The organism is Oceanobacillus jordanicus, assembly GCF_022095695.1.
Classification (GTDB): domain Bacteria; phylum Bacillota; class Bacilli; order Bacillales; family Amphibacillaceae; genus Oceanobacillus_B; species Oceanobacillus_B jordanicus.
The window spans coordinates 1-23,619 of record NZ_JAIFZM010000008.1; the positions used below are offsets into that span (position 1 = coordinate 1).

Annotated in this window: 21 protein-coding genes, 1 riboswitch and 1 other annotated feature; of the genes, 8 read left to right on the top strand and 13 right to left on the bottom strand. The window is 40.1% G+C overall.

The annotated features are described in order from the left end of the window. Nucleotides 1-307 precede the first annotated feature (307 nt). Nucleotides 308-619, bottom strand: coding sequence for a rhodanese-like domain-containing protein (locus tag K3T81_RS10490; protein ID WP_106897205.1), 312 nt, complete (start codon nucleotides 617-619; stop codon nucleotides 308-310). Between the two features lie 112 nt (nucleotides 620-731). On the opposite strand from K3T81_RS10490, the gene K3T81_RS10495 reads away from it, so the two are divergent. Beyond that, nucleotides 732-1,478 (top strand): hypothetical protein, encoded by a 747-nt coding sequence (locus K3T81_RS10495; RefSeq protein WP_238019917.1) that lies wholly within the window; start codon nucleotides 732-734, stop codon nucleotides 1,476-1,478. Nucleotides 1,479-1,560: 82 nt separating this feature from the next. On the opposite strand, the gene leuS is transcribed toward K3T81_RS10495, so the two are convergent. Further along, entirely contained in the window at nucleotides 1,561-3,975 is a 2,415-nt protein-coding gene (gene leuS / locus K3T81_RS10500; protein WP_238019925.1) for a leucine--tRNA ligase, read from the bottom strand. A gap of 95 nt (nucleotides 3,976-4,070) precedes the next feature. Continuing rightward, nucleotides 4,071-4,284, bottom strand: a binding site (T-box leader). Between the two features lie 101 nt (nucleotides 4,285-4,385). On the opposite strand from leuS, the gene mnmM reads away from it, so the two are divergent. Beyond that, nucleotides 4,386-4,952, top strand: coding sequence for a tRNA 5-(aminomethyl)-2-thiouridylate-methyltransferase MnmM (gene mnmM, locus K3T81_RS10505; protein ID WP_238019926.1), 567 nt, complete (start codon nucleotides 4,386-4,388; stop codon nucleotides 4,950-4,952). Between the two features lie 41 nt (nucleotides 4,953-4,993). On the opposite strand, the gene K3T81_RS10510 is transcribed toward mnmM, so the two are convergent. Then, the gene (locus K3T81_RS10510; protein ID WP_238019927.1) at nucleotides 4,994-6,052 is read right to left on the bottom strand and encodes a tetraprenyl-beta-curcumene synthase family protein; all 1,059 of its coding nucleotides are present in this window, start codon (nucleotides 6,050-6,052) and stop codon (nucleotides 4,994-4,996) included. 81 nt (nucleotides 6,053-6,133) lie between these two features. Here K3T81_RS10510 and K3T81_RS10515 point away from each other — a divergent pair, with 81 nt between their 5' ends. After that, nucleotides 6,134-6,649: a gamma carbonic anhydrase gene (locus K3T81_RS10515; protein ID WP_238019928.1), complete on the top strand. Its 516-nt coding sequence runs from the start codon at nucleotides 6,134-6,136 to the stop codon at nucleotides 6,647-6,649. 167 nt (nucleotides 6,650-6,816) lie between these two features. On the opposite strand, the gene metK is transcribed toward K3T81_RS10515, so the two are convergent. Beyond that, nucleotides 6,817-8,019 carry a methionine adenosyltransferase gene (metK, locus tag K3T81_RS10520; protein ID WP_106897209.1) on the bottom strand — a complete coding sequence of 401 codons (1,203 nt, stop codon included), beginning with the start codon at nucleotides 8,017-8,019 and terminating at the stop codon, nucleotides 6,817-6,819. 131 nt (nucleotides 8,020-8,150) lie between these two features. Continuing rightward, nucleotides 8,151-8,257: riboswitch (SAM riboswitch) on the bottom strand. A gap of 198 nt (nucleotides 8,258-8,455) precedes the next feature. Between metK and pckA the strand changes: the two genes are divergently transcribed. The 4 genes from pckA (at nucleotide 8,456) to K3T81_RS10540 (ending at nucleotide 12,817) form a co-directional block, all read left to right on the top strand. After that, entirely contained in the window at nucleotides 8,456-10,045 is a 1,590-nt protein-coding gene (gene pckA, locus K3T81_RS10525; protein WP_238020206.1) for a phosphoenolpyruvate carboxykinase (ATP), read from the top strand. Between the two features lie 157 nt (nucleotides 10,046-10,202). Continuing rightward, on the top strand, nucleotides 10,203-11,192 hold the full coding sequence (locus tag K3T81_RS10530; RefSeq protein WP_238019929.1) for an ABC transporter substrate-binding protein: 990 nt from the start codon (nucleotides 10,203-10,205) through the stop codon (nucleotides 11,190-11,192). Nucleotides 11,193-11,205: 13 nt separating this feature from the next. Further along, nucleotides 11,206-11,985, top strand: coding sequence for an ABC transporter ATP-binding protein (locus tag K3T81_RS10535; RefSeq protein ID WP_106898538.1), 780 nt, complete (start codon nucleotides 11,206-11,208; stop codon nucleotides 11,983-11,985). 19 nt (nucleotides 11,986-12,004) lie between these two features. Next, on the top strand, nucleotides 12,005-12,817 hold the full coding sequence (locus K3T81_RS10540; RefSeq protein ID WP_106897211.1) for an ABC transporter permease: 813 nt from the start codon (nucleotides 12,005-12,007) through the stop codon (nucleotides 12,815-12,817). A 33-nt stretch (nucleotides 12,818-12,850) separates the two neighbouring features. On the opposite strand, the gene ytkD is transcribed toward K3T81_RS10540, so the two are convergent. The 4 genes from ytkD to K3T81_RS10560 form a co-directional block, all read right to left on the bottom strand. Further along, nucleotides 12,851-13,318: an RNA deprotection pyrophosphohydrolase gene (gene ytkD, locus K3T81_RS10545; RefSeq protein WP_238019931.1), complete on the bottom strand. Its 468-nt coding sequence runs from the start codon at nucleotides 13,316-13,318 to the stop codon at nucleotides 12,851-12,853. 36 nt (nucleotides 13,319-13,354) lie between these two features. Continuing rightward, nucleotides 13,355-13,903 carry a hypothetical protein gene (locus K3T81_RS10550; protein WP_238019933.1) on the bottom strand — a complete coding sequence of 183 codons (549 nt, stop codon included), beginning with the start codon at nucleotides 13,901-13,903 and terminating at the stop codon, nucleotides 13,355-13,357. Nucleotides 13,904-14,154: 251 nt separating this feature from the next. Then, nucleotides 14,155-14,475 (bottom strand): hydrolase, encoded by a 321-nt coding sequence (locus K3T81_RS10555; RefSeq protein ID WP_106897214.1) that lies wholly within the window; start codon nucleotides 14,473-14,475, stop codon nucleotides 14,155-14,157. A 249-nt stretch (nucleotides 14,476-14,724) separates the two neighbouring features. Then, the gene (locus tag K3T81_RS10560; RefSeq protein WP_036574604.1) at nucleotides 14,725-15,552 is read right to left on the bottom strand and encodes an ABC transporter ATP-binding protein; all 828 of its coding nucleotides are present in this window, start codon (nucleotides 15,550-15,552) and stop codon (nucleotides 14,725-14,727) included. A 436-nt stretch (nucleotides 15,553-15,988) separates the two neighbouring features. On the opposite strand from K3T81_RS10560, the gene K3T81_RS10565 reads away from it, so the two are divergent. After that, a complete protein-coding gene (locus tag K3T81_RS10565) occupies nucleotides 15,989-17,002 on the top strand; it encodes an NAD(P)/FAD-dependent oxidoreductase (protein WP_238019935.1) in 1,014 nt (337 codons plus the stop codon). A 79-nt stretch (nucleotides 17,003-17,081) separates the two neighbouring features. Here K3T81_RS10565 and K3T81_RS10570 read toward each other — a convergent pair whose 3' ends face one another. The 5 genes from K3T81_RS10570 to K3T81_RS10590 form a co-directional block, all read right to left on the bottom strand. Continuing rightward, nucleotides 17,082-18,530, bottom strand: coding sequence for an o-succinylbenzoate--CoA ligase (locus tag K3T81_RS10570; protein WP_238019937.1), 1,449 nt, complete (start codon nucleotides 18,528-18,530; stop codon nucleotides 17,082-17,084). Between the two features lie 122 nt (nucleotides 18,531-18,652). After that, nucleotides 18,653-19,471 carry a 1,4-dihydroxy-2-naphthoyl-CoA synthase gene (menB, locus tag K3T81_RS10575; protein WP_106897218.1) on the bottom strand — a complete coding sequence of 273 codons (819 nt, stop codon included), beginning with the start codon at nucleotides 19,469-19,471 and terminating at the stop codon, nucleotides 18,653-18,655. A gap of 93 nt (nucleotides 19,472-19,564) precedes the next feature. After that, the gene (menH, locus tag K3T81_RS10580) at nucleotides 19,565-20,374 is read right to left on the bottom strand and encodes a 2-succinyl-6-hydroxy-2,4-cyclohexadiene-1-carboxylate synthase (protein ID WP_238019940.1); all 810 of its coding nucleotides are present in this window, start codon (nucleotides 20,372-20,374) and stop codon (nucleotides 19,565-19,567) included. A 3-nt stretch (nucleotides 20,375-20,377) separates the two neighbouring features. After that, nucleotides 20,378-22,114 carry a 2-succinyl-5-enolpyruvyl-6-hydroxy-3-cyclohexene-1-carboxylic-acid synthase gene (gene menD / locus K3T81_RS10585; RefSeq protein WP_238019942.1) on the bottom strand — a complete coding sequence of 579 codons (1,737 nt, stop codon included), beginning with the start codon at nucleotides 22,112-22,114 and terminating at the stop codon, nucleotides 20,378-20,380. Further along, the gene (locus K3T81_RS10590; protein ID WP_238019950.1) at nucleotides 22,111-23,499 is read right to left on the bottom strand and encodes an isochorismate synthase; all 1,389 of its coding nucleotides are present in this window, start codon (nucleotides 23,497-23,499) and stop codon (nucleotides 22,111-22,113) included. The genes menD and K3T81_RS10590 overlap by 4 nt, the downstream gene beginning before the upstream one ends. Nucleotides 23,500-23,619: the final 120 nt, after the last annotated feature.

Consider the following 23,619-nt stretch of genomic DNA (forward strand, 5'->3'; position numbering starts at 1 on the left):
CTTCGAAAAACAGAAAGTCTGTTTTTCCTTGACATACTAGTTGTTCTGTTCAGTTTTCAAAGAGCAATTTGTTTAGGTTGCTTTTTTAAGCAACTTTTATAGTATAACAAGATATTCCGGTGATGTCAACAACTTTCTTTGCGACAGCTTTGAAAATCTATATACCAGATTCCATCCACAATCACTAGTTAAATGAAACAACCTGTCCTTTGTGGTGGATAATTATTATAGCATTATTCTACAAAAATAGTCAATACCATTTTCACAAAAAAAGAGAAGGGTTTTAAAGCCTTCTCTTCGTTACGTTTTACGCTTTAATGTCGCCTTCCCATTCAAGCATTCCGCCAGCCATATTACTGACCTTATAACCATGCTCTTTTAAATGCATAGCTGCATGCATACTTCTTTTACCTGAGCGACAAACCATAATATATTGCTTATCCGTGTCTAATTCGTTAAGAGATTCAGGAATCTGCTGCAGAGGTATGTGTTTTGCTTCAGGTATAATTCCTTGGGCAACTTCTTCATTTTCCCTGACATCTATTACTACAAGGTCTTTCTCATCATCACGTAATCTGTTACGTAATTCATTAGGTGTAATCTCATTTATTTCTGTCAAAAAGCGCACCCTCTTTCAAATATTATCATGTTTATCATACGTTTTCGTTGGATAACATGCAACTTTCCAACACACACTATAAAAAATGTATTATATAGGAAGAAGGTATGAAATGAGAAGCGTGTCAACCATTATCTTAGCCCTGTTCTTAAATGTAATCTGGTTCTCTCCGATAAATGCTAAAGAGGCAGATGTTGTTTTAATTGAAACCCTTCAGGGAGATTTAACCGGGGATGGACAAAACGAAGAGATAAGCTTAAAAGGTATATTGTTTTCTCCTGACACTGTTTTTTACAAGGATATATGGGTAGAAATTGCTAGCCCAAACGAGGAAAGATGGAAGATTAGTTACCAAGGTGGTTATGAACCCGCTGTTGAACTAGTCGATTTAAATCATGACGGGATTAAAGATATCTTTTATCAAAGTGCGACAGGGGGAAGTGGTGGACTCTACAATTACCAGCTAAACACATTAGCAAATGGTGAGTTGAAAGAAATTCCATTACCCGAACAACTCTTCTTGCAAGGATCTTTTAAAGATGACTTTATTGTTTCAATCCAATTGACACCAGACAGTGACCCTTATTTAATGGATGTGTCAAATAGATCTGAAGATTATATCAGGTTAGGGATATATGACGAGAACGGAACCCTTCGAAAACCACAGTCACTAATGATTGATCCGATAGCGTTTTTCGAACCCGTGTTAATAAGCGATAGTAAAGGATATGGACTGAAAAGCAGCCAGCAAATAAGCGGCGCCTATCACGCAGATGGATTAGGCACGGTGGAATCACTTTGGTATTTAGAAAATGGCAAATGGATATTGCTTCAGACTGAGTGGTTGCCATCAAATTAAAAAAGGGCGTTCCTTTTAAATAAGGAGCGCCCTTTTATTGTATAAATTTTAATTGGTTTTTTACAACCTTGTGCAAGCATTGTTAATTTGCAACAATATTTACAAGTTTACCTGGTACCACAATTACTTTCCTAATCGTTTTACCTTCTAATAACTCTTGAATTTTCTCATCACGAAGCGCTTGCTTTTCTAGTTCATCCTTCGAAATATCTTTATCGACATTTAATTTTGCCCGAACTTTACCCATAATTTGAACTACTACTTCAATTTCATCTTCCACTAACTTGGATTCATCGTATTTCGGCCACTGTTCATAACTGACTGTACCCTCATGGCCCAAGCACTCCCAAAGTTCCTCAGAGATATGTGGTGCCACAGGTGAAAGCATCTTTACAAAGCCTTCCATATATTCTTTTGGTAATTGTTCAGCTTTGTATGCTTCGTTAATAAACACCATTAACTGTGAAATACCTGTATTAAAATGAAGATTGTTAAAGTCCGTGGTTACTTTTTTCACCGTTTCATGATATACCTTCTCCAAGGAGCCATCATTTGCATCGGTTATGTTAGCAGAAAGTGCTCCGTTTCCGTCCGTATACAATCTCCAAACTCTATCAAGAAATTTACGTGCACCATCTAGACCATTTGTAGACCAGGCTACCGCAGCATCTAATGGGCCCATAAACATTTCGTATAGACGTAAGGTATCGGCACCATGAGAGAAAATAATGTCATCAGGATTCACAACGTTTCCTTTTGACTTACTCATTTTCTCATTACCTTCCCCAAGGATCATACCTTGGTTAAACAATTTCATAAACGGTTCTTTTGTTGGAACTACACCGATATCGTAAAGGAATTTGTGCCAGAAACGCGCATACAATAAGTGAAGCACGGCGTGTTCTGCTCCACCAATATATATATCAATTGGCAGCCACTTCTTAAGGGCTTCTGGGTCAGCGAGTTGCTCTGTATTATCTGGATCTATAAAGCGCAGGAAATACCAACAGCTACCAGCCCATTGTGGCATTGTGCTTGTCTCTCTGCGACCCTTCATGCCAGTTTTAGGATCCACCACATTTACCCAGTCTTCGCTATTTGCAAGTGGGGATTCCCCTGTGCCAGACGGCTCTATTTTTGACATTTTAGGAAGTTCAAGTGGTAGTTCTTCTTCAGGTACTGTTGTCATGCTACCGTCTTCCCAGTGAATAACCGGGATTGGTTCTCCCCAATAACGCTGTCTAGCAAACAACCAGTCACGCAAGCGGTAAGTTACCTTTTTCTCACCTTTGGTGTTTTCTACTAGCCAATCAATCATTTTCGTTATGGCTTCATCTTTTGCCATGCCATTAAGAAATCCAGAGTTAACATGCTCGCCGTCTCCGGTGTATGCTTCTTTAGATATATCTCCACCAGCTACTACTTCTTGGATCGGCAAATCAAATTTCACAGCAAATTCATAGTCCCGCTCATCATGAGCAGGAACAGCCATAATGGCACCAGAACCATAAGACATCAGAACATAGTCAGCAACCCAGATCGGCATTTTTTCATTGTTAACTGGATTAATTGCATACGCACCAGTAAATACGCCACTTTTGTCTTTAGCAAGATCTGTTCGTTCCAAGTCGGATTTTGTTTGAACCTTATTTAAATATGCTTCTACTTCCTCTTTTTGTTCAGGTGTTACAATCTCTTTAACCAAATGATGCTCAGGTGCAAGAACTGCATATGTGGCACCAAAAAGTGTGTCTGGACGTGTCGTAAACACGGTAAACTTGTTTTCATGGCCATCAATAGAGAAATGAACTTCTGCTCCTTCTGAACGACCAATCCAATTTCGTTGCATATCTTTAATGCTCTCTGGCCAATCGACATCTTCCAAGTCCTCAAGAAGACGATCCGCATAAGCAGTAATTTTTAGCATCCATTGTTTCATTGGTTTACGAACAACCGGATGTCCACCCCGCTCACTTTTTCCATCAATAACTTCCTCGTTGGCCAAAACCGTACCTAATGCAGGGCACCAGTTCACTGCTACTTCATCCATGTATGCAAGGCCTTTTTCATATAGCTTTGTGAAAATCCACTGTGTCCATTTGTAGTAGTTTGGTTGCATTGTGGAAATCTCTCTGTCCCAATCATAGGAGAAACCTAGCTCCTCAATTTGTCGCTTAAATGTAGCGATGTTTTTCTCCGTAAAAGCCGCCGGACTATTACCAGTATCAATCGCATATTGTTCTGCAGGCAGTCCAAATGCATCCCATCCCATTGGATGAAGTACTTCATAGCCCTCCATTCTTTTCATTCTTGAAATAATATCTGTCGCCGTATAGCCTTCAGGGTGGCCAACATGCAGACCAGAACCGGATGGATAAGGGAACATATCCAACGCATAAAACTTCTCTTTGTCGGAAAACGTTTCTGCTTTAAATGTTTTGTTTTGCTTCCAATGATGTTGCCATTTCTTTTCCACGTCTCTGTGGTTAAAACTCATTGTATTTCCTCCTTTTATAGAAAAACTGCCGTGCCTTCTACTAGTAGCGAGAGTTCACTATCCAAACGCCCAATAAAAAAAGCCACTCATCCCAATAAAGGGACGAGAAGCTTTGCTCCCGCGGTACCACCCAAATTAACGCAGCGTTGCGTTCACTTGTGCTCCTTAACGCGGATATACGGCAGAAATTACTCAATTTCGTTTCTGCAACTTCAAGGTGAGTTCATACCGCTATTTGCGACAGTTTCCACCAACCACTGTCTCTCTATGCCAAAAAGTGATATTACTATTCCTTTGCATTGTCGTTACGTTATGTATATCGAATTGTAATGAATCCTTACCGCTTTGTCAAGACAATAGGTACGGATTTTTGATAAACTGTTACTATGAAACGCGAAAGGAGTACGTCTATGATAATGAACATACTAAATTATGCCCACTATCTGTTAGAGGGTTCTATAGAAAAGGGAGAAACTGTAATTGATGCCACATGTGGCAATGGCCATGACACACTGTTCCTAAGCAGGGTGGTCGGGAGCACAGGTCAAGTGCTAGCCTTCGATATTCAGCAAGAAGCAATTGATCAGACAAGGCAAACATTATTAGAAAACAACTACACCAACGTGTCCTTGATTTTAGATAGTCATGCGAATGTTACGTCACATTTACAAACGAAAGAAATTGAACGTGTTGGGGGTGCGATTTTTAACCTTGGTTACTTACCTCAAAGTGACAAACAAATCATAACGAGTGGAGATTCCACTGTAGAAGCGATCGAAAACATTTTACCCGTTTTAAAATCAAAAGGGTTAGTTGTGCTTGTCGTCTACCATGGTCATGAGGGTGGAAAGGACGAGATGCAAACCGTGCTAAAATATGCTATGAGATTACCGCAGCGAGCATTTCATGTTTTACAGTATGGATTTATAAATCAACAAAATGATCCGCCATTTATTATCGCGATCCAGAAAAGATAGGAACGAGAGAATCCTTGAATAGTTTATCATTAAATACAGGGTTATTTTTTCATTTTGTAATACAGTTTTGTAAACAAGTGAAAAAGACGTGCATTGGTTCCACTTGTTTTTAATAAATGCTTCTTTAACTTTGTTTCATTAGTCAGATGCTTTACCTTAGGATCAGCAAGGTATAGACCAACAAGACCTTGTCTTATCATCTGATGAAACGAATTATCTGGAAGTGGCTGTACTTGGTCAGCCGCTTTCTGGATAAACAGTGATAATCGCTGGCTCATTTTTTCCTCATTAGGATAATAAAAGCAAAAATTTAAATCCTCTGCCTCCACATCCTCTTTTTGATCAATATAATAATCGAGCATTATATGTAATCCTTGCAGATAAGGGAAATAGCCTTCAAAGATGCTTTTCGCTTTTGGCTCATCCAGCTTCCCGCCTAACAGGTAACTCACTAAGCAGAAGACAGTTAAAGTTGATCCGGAAGCAGCAGCAAATTCATACCAAGCCAACTCATCGTCTTCATTTTCTTCTTTGAACCAGTTTTCGAGTCGTGGCACCCTTTCTCTAATGTCTACATGTTTATGAACTTGCAAATCTGTATATAGTGAGACAAGACGATTTAAAAAGGGTTGTGCTACGTGCCGTTCAACCAGGGCTAGCTGAACTTGACACGTACGGACTAAATCATGTAGATAACCATTATCATTCTGATCTTCTCGTAATGCATAATAATTTTGTGTTTGCTGATCGGGATTCAAGGCACAAAACAAGGATTCATGAAGCAATCGGAAGTCAGCTGGATCAAGAGATGTACTCCGATCACAAAGGTTGTCTAAATAATCACTAATTGTTTGGTAGGCTACAATGAATTTGATTGCTTCTCTACTTCTCTCTCCTGCAAGTAGCGCGTACACAGCCCCACCTTGACAATGGAATTTTTTAGAACCAATACTGGCAAGTGCTTGGTTACGTAATTCTTGATTCGGAATTGCTCTTGCTTTTGCTGTCCAGTAGTTTAGCTCCTTTTCCACTTCAGGGAAAATATTCGTTTGTAACGACTTCAGCAATCTGATGGATGATGTTGGAACATTGTTTCGCATTTGTTTGCCTTCCTTCAATCAGTTTAAGCGTGTATTTTTTGCTATACTAATTATATCACCATATTATGGAGGAGGATTCAAATGATTCATCATTATCAGGATAAACAGCCCGTAATTCATGAAACAGCATTTATTGCAAAAGACGCTACTATTATCGGAGATGTGGAGATAGATCAATCAAGCAGTATTTGGTTTAAGACGATCATTCGTGGAGATGTGGCACCTACTCGAATCGGGGAACGGGTAAACATTCAGGATTTATCTATGCTTCACCAAAGTCCTGGAATGCCTTTAGTTATTGAAGATGATGTAACAGTGGGGCATCAGGTCACCCTACACTCTGCAATCATTAGAGAAAAAGCTTTAATTGGAATGGGCTCCATCATTCTTGATGGTGCAGAAATTGGTACAGGTGCATTTATCGGCGCTGGAAGCCTTGTACCTCCAGGCAAGAAAATCCCCCCCAATACGCTAGCTCTTGGGAGACCCGCCAAAGTAGTACGTAACTTAACGGAAGAGGACTTCGCAGAAATGGAACGAATTCGAAAATCATATGTGGAAAAAGGGCAATATTACAAAGCACATACCACCCTTTAGAGAAAGCAATCTAATGGAGGTATACATAAAGCCTTCATCTTCCGCTATAGATTTTATCAAGTACCGTGAAAACTCAAAAGCCGAACGGATTTCGAAAAAATAGACGGTTCCCTAAAAGGTACCTCATCATTTCGAATGACCGTTCGGCTTTTATAATTGATCTTTTTCTACTTCTTCTCCATCAATGCTTTTAATTCTACAACTTTATCTGTCTTTTCCCAAGGGAACAGGATATCTGTTCTTCCGAAATGACCATATGCCGCAGTGTTCTTGAAGATAGGTTTCTGTAAATCAAGCATACGGATAATTCCAGCTGGACGTAAATCAAACAGTTTGCGTATTGCATGCACTAACGCTTCTTCAGACACTTTTCCTGTTCCGAATGTGTTTACTGCAATTGAAACAGGTTCAGCTACACCAATAGCATAGGCTAGTTGTACCTCACAAGTCTTGGCAAGTTCTGCAGCTACTATGTTTTTCGCAACATAACGTGCAGCATAAGCAGCGGATCGATCCACTTTCGTTGAATCCTTCCCACTAAAGGCTCCCCCACCATGTCGAGCATATCCACCGTATGTGTCCACAATAATTTTTCTGCCAGTTAACCCAGCATCTCCTTGTGGTCCACCAATCACAAAGCGGCCTGTTGGATTAATAAAATACTTCGTTGTTTCATCCAAAAGATTCTCCGGTACGACTGGACGAATAACATGTTCAATTAAATCCTTTTCGATTTGCTCTGTCGTGATATCTTGATGATGCTGTGTAGAAATAACAATCGTATCTACCTTTACTGGTTGGTCCTGTTCATCATATTCAACAGTTACCTGTGTTTTCCCATCTGGACGCAAGTAATCTAATACCTTTTCTTTTCTTACATCAGCCAAACGCTTCGCCAATTTGTGTGCAAGTGAAATAGGTAATGGCATGAGTTCCTCCGTCTCGTCGCAAGCAAAACCAAACATAAGTCCTTGGTCCCCTGCTCCAATAGAAGCAATCTCTTCATCACTCATTTTTCCTTGGCGAGACTCTAGTGCCTCGTCTACACCTCCGGCAATATCAGCAGATTGTTCATCAATTGCTGTCAATACGGCACATGTATCCGCATCAAAGCCATACTTTGCACGCGTATACCCAATTTCTTTAATCGTTTTTCTTACAATAGCCGGAATGTCTACATACGTACTTGTAGAAATCTCTCCCGCTACGAGCACCAAACCTGTTGTAACGGTTGTTTCACAAGCAACACGCGCATATGGGTCCTTCTTTAAAATTTCATCTAGAATTGCATCTGAAATCTGATCAGATATTTTATCAGGATGCCCTTCTGTTACCGATTCTGAAGTAAATAAACGACGATTAGCAGCCATAGTGCTTAATCCTCCTTTTGATTTCTGTTACGGATCTCTGTTCATCAAGTTTTGCTATTTCATAACAAAGGTTTTTATAAAATAAAAAAAGCCCTTCCTTCAGTAATGAGGAAAGGAGTACCAGCCTTTCGCTCTTATTGTTCAAGGAAATTTCCTTGCACCAGGTTAGCACCTTTTCACCGATGTGATGGTTGCTGGGTTTCATCGGGGCTGTCCCTCCACCTACTCTGAATAAGAGAGTATCCGCTCGAAATTTAGCTTATCGAATGAGAACTGACATGTCAACTATTTTTGGTTCGTAACAAGGTTTGCGAAAATTTCATATGATTAGATTAGATATTTAGTATGGACTATTCAATTAAATGTGTTATACTAATAATCACATTAAGGCAACGTAATACAACACATTACCAAAGGTAGGTGCAGTGAAGTGAAAATGGTAGAAAAAAACCCTTGTACTGAATTAGAGCAGCATACTCCGATACTGGAGAATGAAACTGTCCCACGGCTTATCGAGATAATCTTAGCAAAAATGGAAGCAGTTTTAACCTCCACAGGTGCAATTAGAGCAACCACTGGTAAATATACCGGTCGCTCTCCTAAGGACAAATTTATTGTTCGCGACGCGGTCAGTGATTCTAAAATCGATTGGGGTCAAGTCAACCAATCTATTGATGAGGATGCATTTGAAAAACTATACAAAAAAACAACAGAATACTTGAAAAACCAGAAAGAAATATATAGATTTAAAGGATTTGCTGGGGCAGATGAAGACTCCCGCCTGCCGATCCAAGTAGTTTCCGAATATGCTTGGCATAGCTTGTTTGCAAGGCAGCTTTTCATAACCCCAACAGAGGAAGAACTCGCCAACCACCAAGCAGAATTTACAGTCCTATCTGCACCGGGATGTTTTGCCGATCCTGATACAGACAGTACTAATTCGGAAACATTTGTTATTGTTTCATTTAAAAAACGAGTCATTCTAATTGGCGGCACAGAATATGCGGGCGAAATAAAGAAATCAATTTTTTCCGTGATGAATTATCTCTTGCCACAACAAGATATCCTTCCCATGCATTGCTCTGCCAATGTCGGGGATGAGGGAGATGTCGCTTTGTTTTTTGGGTTATCTGGAACAGGCAAAACGACCCTATCCGCTGACCCTGACAGAAAATTAGTCGGGGATGATGAACATGGCTGGAGTAATAATGGTATATTCAATATAGAGGGCGGTTGTTATGCTAAATGCATTAATTTATCAGAAGAAAAAGAACCACAAATATATAATGCCATACGATTTGGATCTGTTTTGGAAAATGTCATGCTTGATTCCGAGAATGACAAGCCAGACTATTCCAATACGTCCCTAACGGAAAACACGCGAGCTGCTTATCCTATTGAACATATGGAGAATGTGATGGTCCCAAGTATCGCTGGTCACCCAAACACCATTATCTTTTTAACTGCAGATGCCTCTGGGACCCTACCGCCGATTAGTAAATTAACGAATGAACAGGCGATGTATCACTTTCTCAGTGGTTACACGAGCAAGCTTGCTGGGACTGAACGTGGAGTGACTAAACCCCAAGCAACTTTTTCGGCCTGCTTTGGTTCTCCATTCTTGCCGCTCTCTCCTTCTGTCTATGCAGAAATGCTTGGCAAAAAGATAGAGGAACATTCGGCAACTGTATTTTTGATTAATACAGGTTGGACTGGTGGCTCTTACGAAGATGGTGGCGAACGTATTAAATTATCCTACACAAGAGCAATGGTATATGCAGCATTGAAAGGCGAATTAAATAATACAGAAACCATTCTAGATGAAATATTCGGATTAGAGATTCCATACCATGTTCCAGGTGTACCTGAGCAGCTCTTAGTTCCTGCCAATACATGGGCAAACATTGCAGATTATCAAAAAGCAGCGGAGGAACTTGCAATGATGTTCCACAGAAATTTTAAAAAGTTCACAGAAGCTAGTAATGCGATTAAGCAAGCTGGACCTAAATACCAAAATTACATGTAACCAATATTTTTAAGAAGATTTTTTATACGTTTTTCAGCGGTCTCTACAAGGAGGCCGTTTTTTTATGCACTTATGTAATAGGCCATCACACATTTTAGGCGAATGCATAAAATGTTTTGACATAACTATCTACTTAAACTAAGGGGGGTCAAATAAAATGAAAAAATTAATTAAAATGACGCTTATAGTAGCTTTATTGCCACTCATTTTGCTCGGATGCAACCAAAGCAGCACTTCCTCCATAAAGCTTGCTGAAGTAACTCGATCCTTGTTTTATGCACCACAATACGTCGCGTTGGAAAAGGGATATTTTGAAGAGGAAGGGTTGGATGTAGAACTACAGACCACATGGGGTGGCGATAAAACCATGACGGCACTTCTTTCCGACGGAGCTGACATTGCATTGGTCGGTTCGGAAACATCCATTTATGTTTACGCACAAAACTCAAAGGACCCAGCAATTAACTTTGCTCAGTTAACACAGACAGATGGCACATTTCTTGTAGCGAAAGAACCAAAACCTGACTTTGAGTGGGGAGATTTAGAGGGTAGTACATTTTTAGGCCAACGAAAAGGCGGCATGCCTCAAATGGTTGGTGAATTTGTGCTGAAGAAACATGGCATTGATCCCAAAAATGATTTAGATCTTCAGCAGAACATTGATTTTGCTAACATACCTGGTGCCTTCGTTTCAGGAGATGCAGAGTATGTTCAATTATTTGAACCGACAGCAAGCACATTTGAAAAAGAAGGCAATGGGCATATCGTAGCCTCGTTTGGAGAAGAATCCGGCAATGTACCGTATACCGTCTTTATGACCAAGCAAAGCTATCTTGATAAAAATGAAGAAGAAGTACAAAAATTCACTCGTGCTGTTTACAAAGCACAGCAGTGGGTTGAACAAAACAGTGCAGAAGAAATTGCCAGTGTTATACAGCCTTATTTCGAGGATACGGAGCTTGATTTATTAGCCTCCTCTATCGAGAGATACAAGGGGCAGCAATCCTTTGCTACAAATCCAATACTAGATAAAGAAGAATGGGATAACTTGAAAGCTATTATGGAGGAAGCAGGAGAACTTCCAGCTGATATTCCATATGAGGACCTTGTAAATACAACCATCGCAGAAGAAATTATCAATGATTAGGGAGGATGGTCAAATGTCATTTCTCACATTAGATCATGTAACCCATCATTATTTTTCAGCAAGTAGTTATACAAAAGCGTTAAAGGATATCTCTCTTTCCATTAAGCAAGGGGAATTCGTCGCGTTACTTGGTCCTAGCGGTTGCGGAAAATCAACACTTCTTTCCATTATAGCAGGGATTGTAGAGCATACTTCAGGGAATGTTTTTCTGGAGAACACACCAATAAAGCCATCTGATAAAGCTATTGGTTATATGCTACAACAAGATTACTTGTTTCCCTGGAAGACTATTCTTGAAAATGTGATGATTGGCCCTAAGATCCACCGAAGTAATGACCCAGCAATCCGTACGAAAGCGGAAATGTTGTTAAAACAAGTAGGACTTACTGGCATTTCAGACGATTACCCAGGTTCATTATCAGGTGGGATGCGTCAACGAGTCGCACTTGTAAGAACATTACTTAATGACCCAAAAATCTTACTTCTTGATGAACCTTTTTCTGCATTAGATTATCAAACTAAACTTAAGCTTGAAGACCTTGTCTCTACTACTTTAAAGGCGTTCAACAAAACAGCTATCCTTGTTACACACGACATTGGAGAAGCAATTGCTATGGCGGACAGAATCTTTGTAATGGAAGCCAACCCTGGTATGATTTCAAAAGTATTTGAAGTCCCGATCGAACTACGACAGGAAGCTCCTTTTTCTGTACGCAAACACCCTAAATATCAAATGCTATTTGATAAAGTATGGGAGGAACTGGAAGATAAAGAAGGGAACCCTGCAGAATGAAAGGTGGTGAGAGAAGAGAATGGCACCCGAAACAAACACAGATAATCAGTTATTTCAACGACACAAATATAAGTTAAAAAGAGAAAAGAGAATTGTCATCACATGGCAGCTGCTCCTATTACTTGCTTTTATTGGTTTTTGGGAGGTTGCCAGCAGACTCTATTGGATTGATCCACTACTCTTCAGCTCTCCTTCAGAGGTTATCCAAGTGCTTTTCTCTAATATGGCGGATGGCTCCATGGTAAAACATATTCAGATAACCTTATTTGAAACAATTGCCGGGTTTATTATAGGTACACTTGTCGGTATATTATTTGCGAGTGTTTTATGGTCTTCTACACGATTTTCGAAAATTATGGATCCATACCTTGTTATTATGAATGCCATGCCTAAAGTTGCTTTGGGACCGATTTTAATCGTTGCACTAGGTACAGGTTACGTTTCCATTATTGCGATGGGAGCACTCATTTCAGTTATCATCACGACATTAGTTATTTATAACGCATTCAATGAGGTAGATCCCAATTATGAAAAAGTATTGAAAAGCTTTGGAGCAACACGGTGGCAGCAATTTAAAGAAGCGATATTCCCCGCCACCCTTCCTGCTATGATCTCGACGTTGAAAGTAAATGTAGGTCTTTCCTGGGTTGGTGTTATTGTAGGGGAATTTCTTGTCGCAAAACAAGGCTTGGGATATTTAATTATTTATGGCTTTCAGGTTTTCGATTTCTCACTTGTTCTTTCAAGTCTCGTACTTATTGCTATCTTTGCGGCAATTATGTATAAGGTCGTGGAAAGATTAGAGGGATGGCTCATAAAAAGTAAAACCTAATCAAAAAAATCGCCTATTATTAGATAGGCGATTTTATAATGTAATATTTATGTAGTCGATACAATGATACAAGACGTCATCTTTCATAATAAAACTGTATGCTTTACTTTTCCTTATATTGGTAGGCAAAGCGTCTAAAAGCTTAGGACCTTCCGTCTCATAATACGTTTTTCTAGGAAGCAAAGAATCTACTATCGCAAAATAAACATTTTTTGCAACATGCTCCCTTTTTCCATAAACATAATACTGTCCTATATAGTGTAATTGCTTAATCAATCCACCTGTTTCTTCCATTACTTCTCGTTCAGCTGCCTGTTCGGCTGTTTCTCCCTTTTCAACCTTACCACCAGGGAACTCCAAGCCTCTTTCTTTATGTTTCGTAAGCAACCATTTATCTCGATACTTGCAAATAACCCAGACATGTCTTGGATCATTTGAAAAAGGGTGGTTTTGAAAGGATAGCTTCACCTCATTATTGTAATAATCTTTAAATGTAAACATCGTTTCAACTACCTTCATCTACTGTCTATAATAATCTTAAGAAATAGTGACATTTCCTATTTTCCATTGTTTATCGTATACAAATTCAATTTCAATTGTATATGCACCATGTAATGCTGTTTCATTTTCCTGTTTAACTTTAACAAGGTCATTATCTAATTGTACCATATCATATGGGTTTTCTGCTATAAACCAAGGAGGTGTCTCAGTTGGTAGGATATATAGACCATCTGGTTTTTCCTCGAAATAAAACGAAACATACGGTTCAACCGTTTCTTTGACTGCAATAGATTCAAAAGCAGCAAACAACTCTGCCTTTGTATCCATATTCGTTACTCTATATGATTCGTCTGCTTCCTGAACTAAAGTATCCATAAAAGCACGCGTCAGTTCCTTCACTTTTTCTTCTTTTAATTCAGGCTGTTGTGGAAACGTTTTAGATGTCTGTTCCTTATTTAAAGTCTGGTGGGACTTAGCCGAGGCAGTTACTGGATCTGCTGGCTTGTCTTCCGTCATAAGTATGCTGCATATAATGAGTACGGGGGTCGCTATTGTGATAAGGGACGTTTGAACTAATTTTCTCATATAAAGCCTCCTCTAGGGGTCTGTAATACTATTCCATTTCTCACCTAGAGATAAACCTAAAAAAAGTTAAAAATAAGGATTCATTCGTCTTATAGCAATGTCTCCCTTTTTTATGAACTTGGAACGTCGACTATTATAATTGCATCCCAGTTGCGTCAGAGCTGCGATGTCATACTTTCTTAACGACTTAAAAAAGCTGCAGCAAAAACCATGCTGCAACCTTCTTTAATTGAAATCCTAACTGCTAAATCCTACATATGCCCATCAGTCAAAATGCCCATTTGTTCAATATGCGCTTTTGTTTCTGGCTCCCCTAATTGGTGAATCATGCGATAGGCTTGCGTCATTTCATCATCATAGTAATCATTTGATTTATCATTATGATAGGGGTTAATTGGAACATGTGCCCGAAAGAAAGTCTTTATTCCGGCTTCATGCATCAGATTAAACTTGTCTCGTAAAACCGCAACTTCATCCTCTGTAGCGTGAATAATAAATTCTTCATTGTTATTAAATTTCTCCTGTGAGATCTCTCCTGCACCAACGTTTATATAAAACTTTTTCTTCTCCATAACGCACCTCCTACTTGTAATCTGTCACAAATCATAAGGAAGCATGTATGAAGTAGGTAAGAAAAGTGCGTGCCACAAAAAATGATTTGTAAAACAATACAATTCGCTAGCATGTATGTACGGATTTCCAAGCTTTGGTTTTCACTATGCATCGATATAAAACAGCAATTCTAGGCACAAAAAACACCCCAAAAGTTAGAATTGGTTAGTCTAACTTTTGGGGTGCACATCAGAAGACAGGTCTTATCTCTAATTAACAGCAGTAGTCTGGTTTTTTCCTTGAGCAAATATACATCGCCCTTTTCCATGAGGAATGCACATTGGAGTCCCGAATCTTGGATCAAATGTAACGTCACACATCATTTCAAAAACTTCATGAACAAGATTACAATTGATTATTTCTTCCGGCTTACCTTGTGCGAAAACTTTTTTATCCTTAATTGCGACAATATGATGAGCATAGCGACAAGCCAGATTTAAATCATGCAGTACCATCACCACTGTTCGTCCATCTTTCTCATTAAGGTCGAATAACAAATCGAGTACATCAATTTGATGGGTCATATCTAAATAGGTTGTTGGTTCATCGAGCAATATTGTATCTGTTTCTTGCGCTAATGTCATCGCAATCCAAGCACGTTGGCGTTGACCACCTGAAAGGGAATCAACCGAACGATCCTTCAAATGATGCATATTTGTCGATTGAAGGGCATTGAAAACCGCCTCTTCATCATCCTTAGACCATTGTTTTAGAAAACCACGGTATGGATGTCTCCCCTGTTTCACCAGTTCATTCACGGTCAAGCCTTCTGGAGTGACAGGACTTTGTGGAAGAATCGCAAGTTTTTTTGCTACATCCTTTGTGCCAACCTTGGCAATATCCTCTCCATCCAATACAACTCCGCCGCCTTTTGGTTTAAGGAGCCTGGCTAATGAACGCAGCAGGGTGGATTTCCCACAGCCATTCCCACCAATAAAGACGGTGATTTCGCCTTTTGGTATAGCTAAATTTAAATCATCTATTATTATATCCTCGCCATAGCCGAGTGTTAAATCATTTGCGGTTAATGTTTGCATTGGAATCTCTCCCTCTACATCTTACTCCGTATCGTAGATCACTTACTTTTGGTACGTTCCTGATTTTACGTATTACATACAGTTTATTGGGTTTTTCCGATTTCGTCAATGTCTTTGAGAATGATTTTCAATGATTAAAGTAGAATCTAGACACGAAACGTACATTTTTGGTGGTTCTGATGGCTGACATAAACATGTAATATTTATTTCTTTACATACTAAACCTAGGTGATCTTGGCTACTAGGCATTGTATAATGACCTCGGTCAATTAACTAGTCTTTCTGCGATACTCCTTTCTTAAAATATGCCCCGCTTTTTGTATTATTCCATTCACCATTTATATTGCATAAGGAGCTAAATTTGATAATTCTTGTTAATTTTAATAACCTAATAGAGGACATATATCAAAGCAAATTAACCACAGGGGGCTGTATCATGCCACAGAATATAGAATTATATGACGTTACCATAGTTGGCGGAGGACCAGTGGGGTTGTTCACCGCATTTTACAGTGGGATGCGCGAGATGAAAACGAAAGTAATTGAGTTCTTGCCATTTCTTGGAGGAAAAGTACCTTATTTCTATCCTGAAAAAGTTATATATGATATTGGAGGAATCCCTCGGATCACGGGAGAGGCGTTTACAGAGCAATTAATAGATCAAGCTAAAACCTTTGACCCAACAATCGTGCTGAACGAACAGGTTATGCATATGGAAAAACAGCCAAGCGGACACATCTTGCTCACAAGCAATAACGGAGCGAAGCATTTAACAAAGACTGTTATCCTGGCAACAGGGTTTGGAAGTCTAAAATCCGTGAAGCTTGCATTACCTGAAGCTACTCATTACGAAGGGACAAGCTTGCATTATGCAATCAGAAAAATGTCTAACTTTAAAGGAAAGAATGTTTTGATTTCCGGCGGAGGCAATACAGCTATCGATTGGGCGAATGAGTTGGAGGGAATTGCGAATAGTATTTCCGTTGTTTACCGGAAGTCTGCTTTCTCAGGAATAGAACGTAATATTAGTAAAATGATGAGTTCCTCAGTTGACGTATATCAACCCTATCAACTTACTAGTTTATCGGGTGAGAACGGTTTTGTGTCCTCTGCAACTATTGCCCATACGGAAAGTGGCAGCCAAAAGGAAATCTCTGTCGACAGCGTGGTTGTGAACCATGGGTTTGAGATAGATCTTGGTCCCATTTCAGAATGGGGGCTTAAGATGGAAGATGGCACCATCGTGGTAGATGGCAAGATGGAAACAAATATTCCTGGCATCTTTGCAGTTGGCGATATATCGAATTACCCTCATAAGTTAAAATTAATTGCTGGTGGCTTTCATGATGGCCCAATTGCTGTCAATAGTGCGAAGCTTCATATTGCACCAAAAGAGGAACTAAAACCCCTTTATTCAACTAATCATGAACCATTATTGAACAAAAAATAGCTCACACTATTAGAGCTGATACCCATAAAAAAAATGGGGATGCAATCCTTCATTCAGGTAGGGCATCCCATTTTATTGTTCAATCTAAAAGGTTCAATAATTTATTTCTTTGTAGTTTATTTGAAGCGTTCCTTGGTAATGCATTTACAAGATGGAATGAAACCGGAACTTTGTATGAGGCCAGCTTTTCCCTCGCATAATTTTCGACTTGCTCAACCGTAATAGACTCATGAACAACTAGGAAAGCGATAGGTTTACTCCCCCAGATAGGATCTGGTTTTCCTGTAACGCCGACTTCTCTTACCCCGTCTAGCGCTGATAGGACACTCTCAATTTCTGAAGGATAAATATTTTCCCCACCTGAAATAATTAAGTCAGTTCTTCTCTCCACTACAAATAAAAAGCCTTCCTTATCGACGTAACCAAGATCTCCTGTTGCCAACCAACCATCCTGAATCGCTTTATTTGTTGCCTCTTCATTTTCAAAGTACCCTTTTGTCACCATGGGGCCCTTTACAAAGATCTCACCTACTCCATCAAGATCTGGTTGATTAATCTTAAGTCGGGCTGGAGATAGCGGTTTACCCGCAGAGCCAATTTTTTGTAAGGCGTCCTTCTCGCTTAATGTAACTATTTGTGAAGCAGTTTCCGTCATACCGAATGACTGAAATACAGGCACCTGCTTTTCTTTTGCCTTTAGCAACAGGGACTCTGGCGCTGGTCCTCCACCTAGCAACATACAACGCAGGGTATTGGGGTAATCAGCCTCTCCAAGCTTTTCTAAAAGCTGCTGTAGCGTCACTGTTACAACAGAAACAATGGTAACTCTACTATGTATGATCGCATCGTGTACTGTTTTAGCATGAAATTTGTCCAATAAATATACAGGCATGCCGTAAACAACACTACGGATAAGAATGGAAAAGCCACTTACATGGAATATAGGTAGTGCAGCAAGCCACTTATCCTGCTTTTCCACACCAAGGTTTAAAGCTGAACCAATAGCACTCCACCAGTGATTGCCATACGTATGCATAACACCTTTTGGGAATCCGGTAGTACCTGAGGTATACATGATGGTAAAAAGGTCATCTAACTGAATTTCCTCAGCTAAAGAGACAGCACTCTCCATAAATGCTTCCACTTCATTCAGTTGTACTGCCGTCCTCACTTCCAATGTTTCCGATCTTTTCTGTTGAGTGTCAGACGTTAGCAAAATAGACACATCAGCATCTTTCAATTGGAAATTTAATTCAGAATCAGTGAGACGTATATTGAGCAGTACCCCAACAGCTCCTATGTAGCTTAGCGCATGAATTGCAATCATCATTTGGAGGCTGTTTTCGGAGAGGATGCCAATATGGGCTCCTCTTTCGACCCCTACTGATGCGAGTTTTTTAGCATATATTTGGCTTTCCTGCTTTAACTTATTAAACGTGATGGAGTACCCATCTGGTAATTCAATTGCTGTTTGATCCGGAGCTAGTTCTGCCTGTTTAGACAACCAGTGAGGAATTGTCGTACTCATGGATGTGCCCTCCTTCATTTAATAAAGAACAGCTTCGTGTGCAGTTATTTAACTTAATTGCACGAAGCTAAACATTAAAGAAAACCCTTTGCTTCTGACTAGCAAAGGGTTGAAAATTACTTTTAAGGGAAACGTGGGAACTGCTTGAAGTTTGGCTTTCTTTTTTCTTTGAAAGCGTCTCTTCCTTCTTTTGCTTCATCTGTTGTATAGTACAACAATGTCGCATCTCCACCCATTTGTTGAAGCCCTGCAAGGCCATCCGTATCAGCATTGAAGGATGCTTTAAGGAATCTTAATGCAGTAGGCGATTTTTCTAAAATCTCTTGACACCATTGAACTGTCTCTTCTTCTAGCTTGTCCAGAGGAACAACGGTGTTTACCATACCCATTTCATAGGCTTGCTCTGCATCATATTGACGGCATAGGTACCAAATTTCTCTTGCACGTTTGTGCCCTACCATTCTAGCCAAATATCCTGCTCCATATCCTGCATCAAAGCTCCCCACTTTAGGGCCTGTTTGTCCAAAAATAGCATTATCTGCTGCTATAGTAAGGTCACACACAACATGTAAAACATGTCCCCCACCAATAGCGTAGCCAGATACCATTGCAATAACAGGTTTTGGAATCGTTCTAATAAGTCTTTGTAAATCTAAAACATTTAGACGTGGAACTTGGTCTTCTCCTATATAGCCTCCATGTCCACGAACCGATTGATCTCCGCCTGAACAAAATGCTTTGTCTCCAGCTCCAGCCAGAATGATAACTCCAATACTAGAGTCATCCCGAGCATCAGCAAATGCATCAATCATCTCATTTACTGTCAAAGGGGTGAAGGCATTGCGTTTTTCTGGACGGTTAATTGTCACCTTAGCAATTCCATCATACTTCTCATAAACGATTTCGTTGTAATCTCTTACGTTTTCCCATTGTACCGTCATACTTATTCCTCCTCATTATGTACATTTTTGTTGTCCACTTGAACTGGTATTCCTATACCATGTGTTAAATGGAAGATTTATAAATCTATATTTCTATACCATCTTAGAGTCATAAATAAACTCCCCTACTATCTTACCAAAAATCTCTGCTTGTTCCACGTGAATTGCATGGCCTGCATTTTCAATGATACGAAAATCGCTTTGTGGCAACAGTTTATGCATGTTTTCATTTAGCTTTATAAATTTTATATCGTTTTCGCCAGCAAGTAAAAGTGTGGGAATAGATAGCCTTTCAAGATACTCCCACCACGAAGGCTGAGTTCCCGTTCCCATCGCGCGCAGTGACATTGCAAGGCCGTCTGCTGTATGGGAAAGTCTTTCCTTTCTAATGGCTTTCCTTTTCTCAAACGATAATTGCTTTTGTGAAGCAAAAAGAGGGATTTCTTCCCAAAAATCAACAAATGCGCTTACGCCATCCTTCTCAATCATCATCGCCAGCTGTTCATCTTTGTTTTGTCTAGCGGCTCTTTCCTCTGCAGACTGCAAACCCGGTGAGGCACTTTCTAATATCAATTTACCAACCAGATCTGGATAGAGACAAGCAAAAGATAATCCTGTCCTACCACCCATTGAATATCCGAGAACAATTACTTTGTTTAAGCCAAATGATTGAAGAATTTCTGCAATATCCTGACAGCACCTCTTCATCGTTACAGAATAAGTTGAAGTTGTTTTGGCATGACCTGGAAGATCAATGGCAAGTACCGTATGTGTTGCTTGCCATTTTTCTACAAAAGCCTTCCATGTTTCCGCTGAGCCTGTGAAACCATGAAGGAGAAGCAATGCTGGACCAGAACCGCTTTTTTTAATCCTATACGTTGTCCCATTTACCTCATAATACACGTTCTAAACCTCACCCTTCAGCTCTTCCGCGATAGCTTTCCATTTACTACGATGCCAGCTTGTGTTCGTCTCACGATCTGTCTTCACTTCAACAACAGACAGCCCCTTATGCTGGTAACTGTCATACAGTACTGCTTTTAGTTCCTCTTCGGTACCTGCGGAAGCGTGCATGCCTCCATACATTTGCACAGCATGCTTAAACTCAATATCTACAGGTGTGCCAAATAGTACTTCAAAATGTTTTTTCTCTTGTGATTGTGGAAGAAAGGAGAAAATCCCACCACCATTATTATTAATCAATAGGATCGTAATATTCAGCTTATATTGCTTCGCTATTAATAATGCATTCAGATCATGGTAAAAAGATAAGTCGCCAACCACAAGGGTTACAGGGGCACCAGTTATCGCTGCTCCCAATCCACTTGATACCATGCCATCAATGCCATTTGCTCCACGATTTGCCAAAATAAACAAATGTTTAGGAGTAGTGAAGAAGAAAGTGTCTAAATCTCGCACCGCCATACTGTTCCCAACATAAATACTACTTGATTCTGGAATAACATCCACCAATGCCCTAACCGCTTCTCCCTCGGTTAATTCATCACCATCTTCAGCAAGAAGATGTTTTTTTGCAATTCGGTTCATGGATTGCCAGCCTTCCAGCCATTCCTTGTCCTGTTCAGGTGTATATTCAATGGTCAAAAGCGACTTACAGAATAAAACTGCGTCTGAAAAGATAAATTCTGTATTATTACCGGTTGGTTCCCGGAAGCCTGTATAATTTTCCACAACGAATTGAGGAATATGCTTATTTTCATTCACATAAAAAAGGTAAGGTTTAGATACCGGCATAGCTCCAAACCGGATAATATAATCTGGCCGTAGCTTATTTCGTAGCTTCTCATCCCGGAATATCGCATCATACGTTTCCACGATTAAATCCTTGGCATGCTCCCCTGCACGAAGCTGTGAAAGCGGATCTGCCAAAATAGGAAGTCCCCAAGCTTCGGCAACTTGTGTGACCGCCTGTGCCAACTCCTGATCCGTTTGTGGTCCACAGACAATAAGTCCTCTTCCTTTACCTTTCAGTTTCTCTATAATAGAGGTAATTTGATTAGTGGAAAGCTGTTTTTTCCCTTCTACTGTATGATTTCGTGGGTCTGAAGATTGGTTGCTCCACAAATTCTCAATTGAGAAATCAGGTACTAGTGGGTCTCGAAACGGAAAATTTAACTGTACCGGCCCAGGGTTACCCTCATTAGCCATAAACACAGCACGTGCCGACTTATTCCTCACATAGGAGAGCATGTTTTCAGATGCCTCTGGCAAAGCCATTTCCTGAAACCATTTTACATAATCCCCATATAGCTTTAGTTGTTCAATCGCCTGCGGTGCTCCAATATCACGTAATTCATGGGGGCGATCAGCAGTCAATACAATGAGCGGTACTCTGCTATAATTTGCTTCCACAATGGCAGGAAAATAATTAGCTGCTGCCGTACCCGAAGTACACACCAGAGCAACAGCACGTCCTGTTTTTTTAGCTATACCCATAGCAAAAAATGCTGCAGAACGCTCGTCAATGACGATCCACTCTTTTATATCTGAATGCTCAGCTATTGTCATGGCAAGCGGCGTGGATCGAGAACCAGGTGAAATAACAATATCTGTTACACCGTTTTTTGATAACTCATCAACAAAATTAGCTGTATACCTTGTTAACACTTCGGTTGGATTCATTCTGCACCTCCAAGTACCGAGAGCATCGGTGTTAGTTTAATGTTTGTTTCCTCGTATTCTTCTTCAGGGTCGGAATCCTTAACGACGCCACACCCTGCGAATAAGGATGCTTCATCCCCTTGAAGTAACCCCGATCGAATGGCCACTGCAAATTCGCCGTTATCTCGGTTATCAAGCCACCCAACTGGTGCTCCGTACCAGCCTCTGTCTAAGAGCTCGTGTTTTCGAATAAAGGCAACCGACTCCTTACGAGGTGTGCCACCAAGTGCCGGAGTGGGATGTAACTTTTTAATAATATCTAAGATCGTATAGTCTTTTTTCATGCGGGCCGTAACCGGTGTATATAAGTGCTGTAAATTCTTTAAAGGATAAACGACCGGTTCATTTGGAATCTCAATATCAGTACAATAATTCTCAATCGCCTTCTTCATCATCTGTACAACAAAATCATGCTCCCCGCGATTCTTTTGGTCGTGAAACAAATTATGGCTGATACGAGCATCCTCTTCCTCCGTTTCACCTCTTGGGGCAGTACCTGCTAAACATGTTGAGAAAAGGCTATTTTGCCTTATTTTCACTAATCTTTCAGGTGTAGCACCAATAAAACAATCTTTCCCTCTTTCAAAGGAGAAAATGAAGCTATTTGACTGGGTATTCAATAGTTTTCTTAAAATATTACCACTATCTGCCTCTTTGTCTAGCTTCAAGCGTACTTCCCTAGCTAAAACAATTTTCTCAACCTTTTGCTGACGTATTTCTTCTGTTGCCAGCTTAACTGTTTGCTTCCACTTTTCTGGAGAGATTTCATGCCTGCCGACAATTTGTGTGTCAGACTCGTAACGAGGAGTTCCATTCAAAAGCTGTCCCTCCATTTCCCGTAACTGATTTGCTAGTTGACGGGGATGGTCATCCGCTCTCACCATTATATTCATCGTAAAATAAAAGTCATTTTCATACTCTGTAAGCAAATATTCTGGAACAGTAAACCGAATCGGTTCAAAATTTGCCCACAGCTTCGTCTTTTCTTTTTCAGGGTCAAAGGCCGCTCCCCCCATGCTGACGATGCCTGTACCAGGAACATCATAAGGATTATTACTTACAGCATCGTTAAGGAGATTATGCCATTCTTGCTCTGCTGTTTCAAAGCGATCCTTGATCGCAGTAATTTCAAAAGCACACCCCGTTCCAACGAGAGTATAAGCCTCTGCGGTACTGGACCAATAAAGTCTTTCCGTTCTTAATTGTTTTGCTGCATCATAAAATGAAAGGGGGTCTATAGCCTCCACCCTTTTCGTAATACTGACAAGCCTGCTATTTTGAGGCTGAATCATATCGATCGCCTCTTGAAATACAGCTTCTATATTTTCTTCCTTCAGTTCTATCATCAATTTAAACCTCCGTAACCAAACAATGCGCCAACATAATACTTTATATAGTGCGTGTTCAAAAAGGAGGATAAAAAGGACCGAGAAGTTCGAGGCGGCGTAGCTTTGAGAACCGGAACG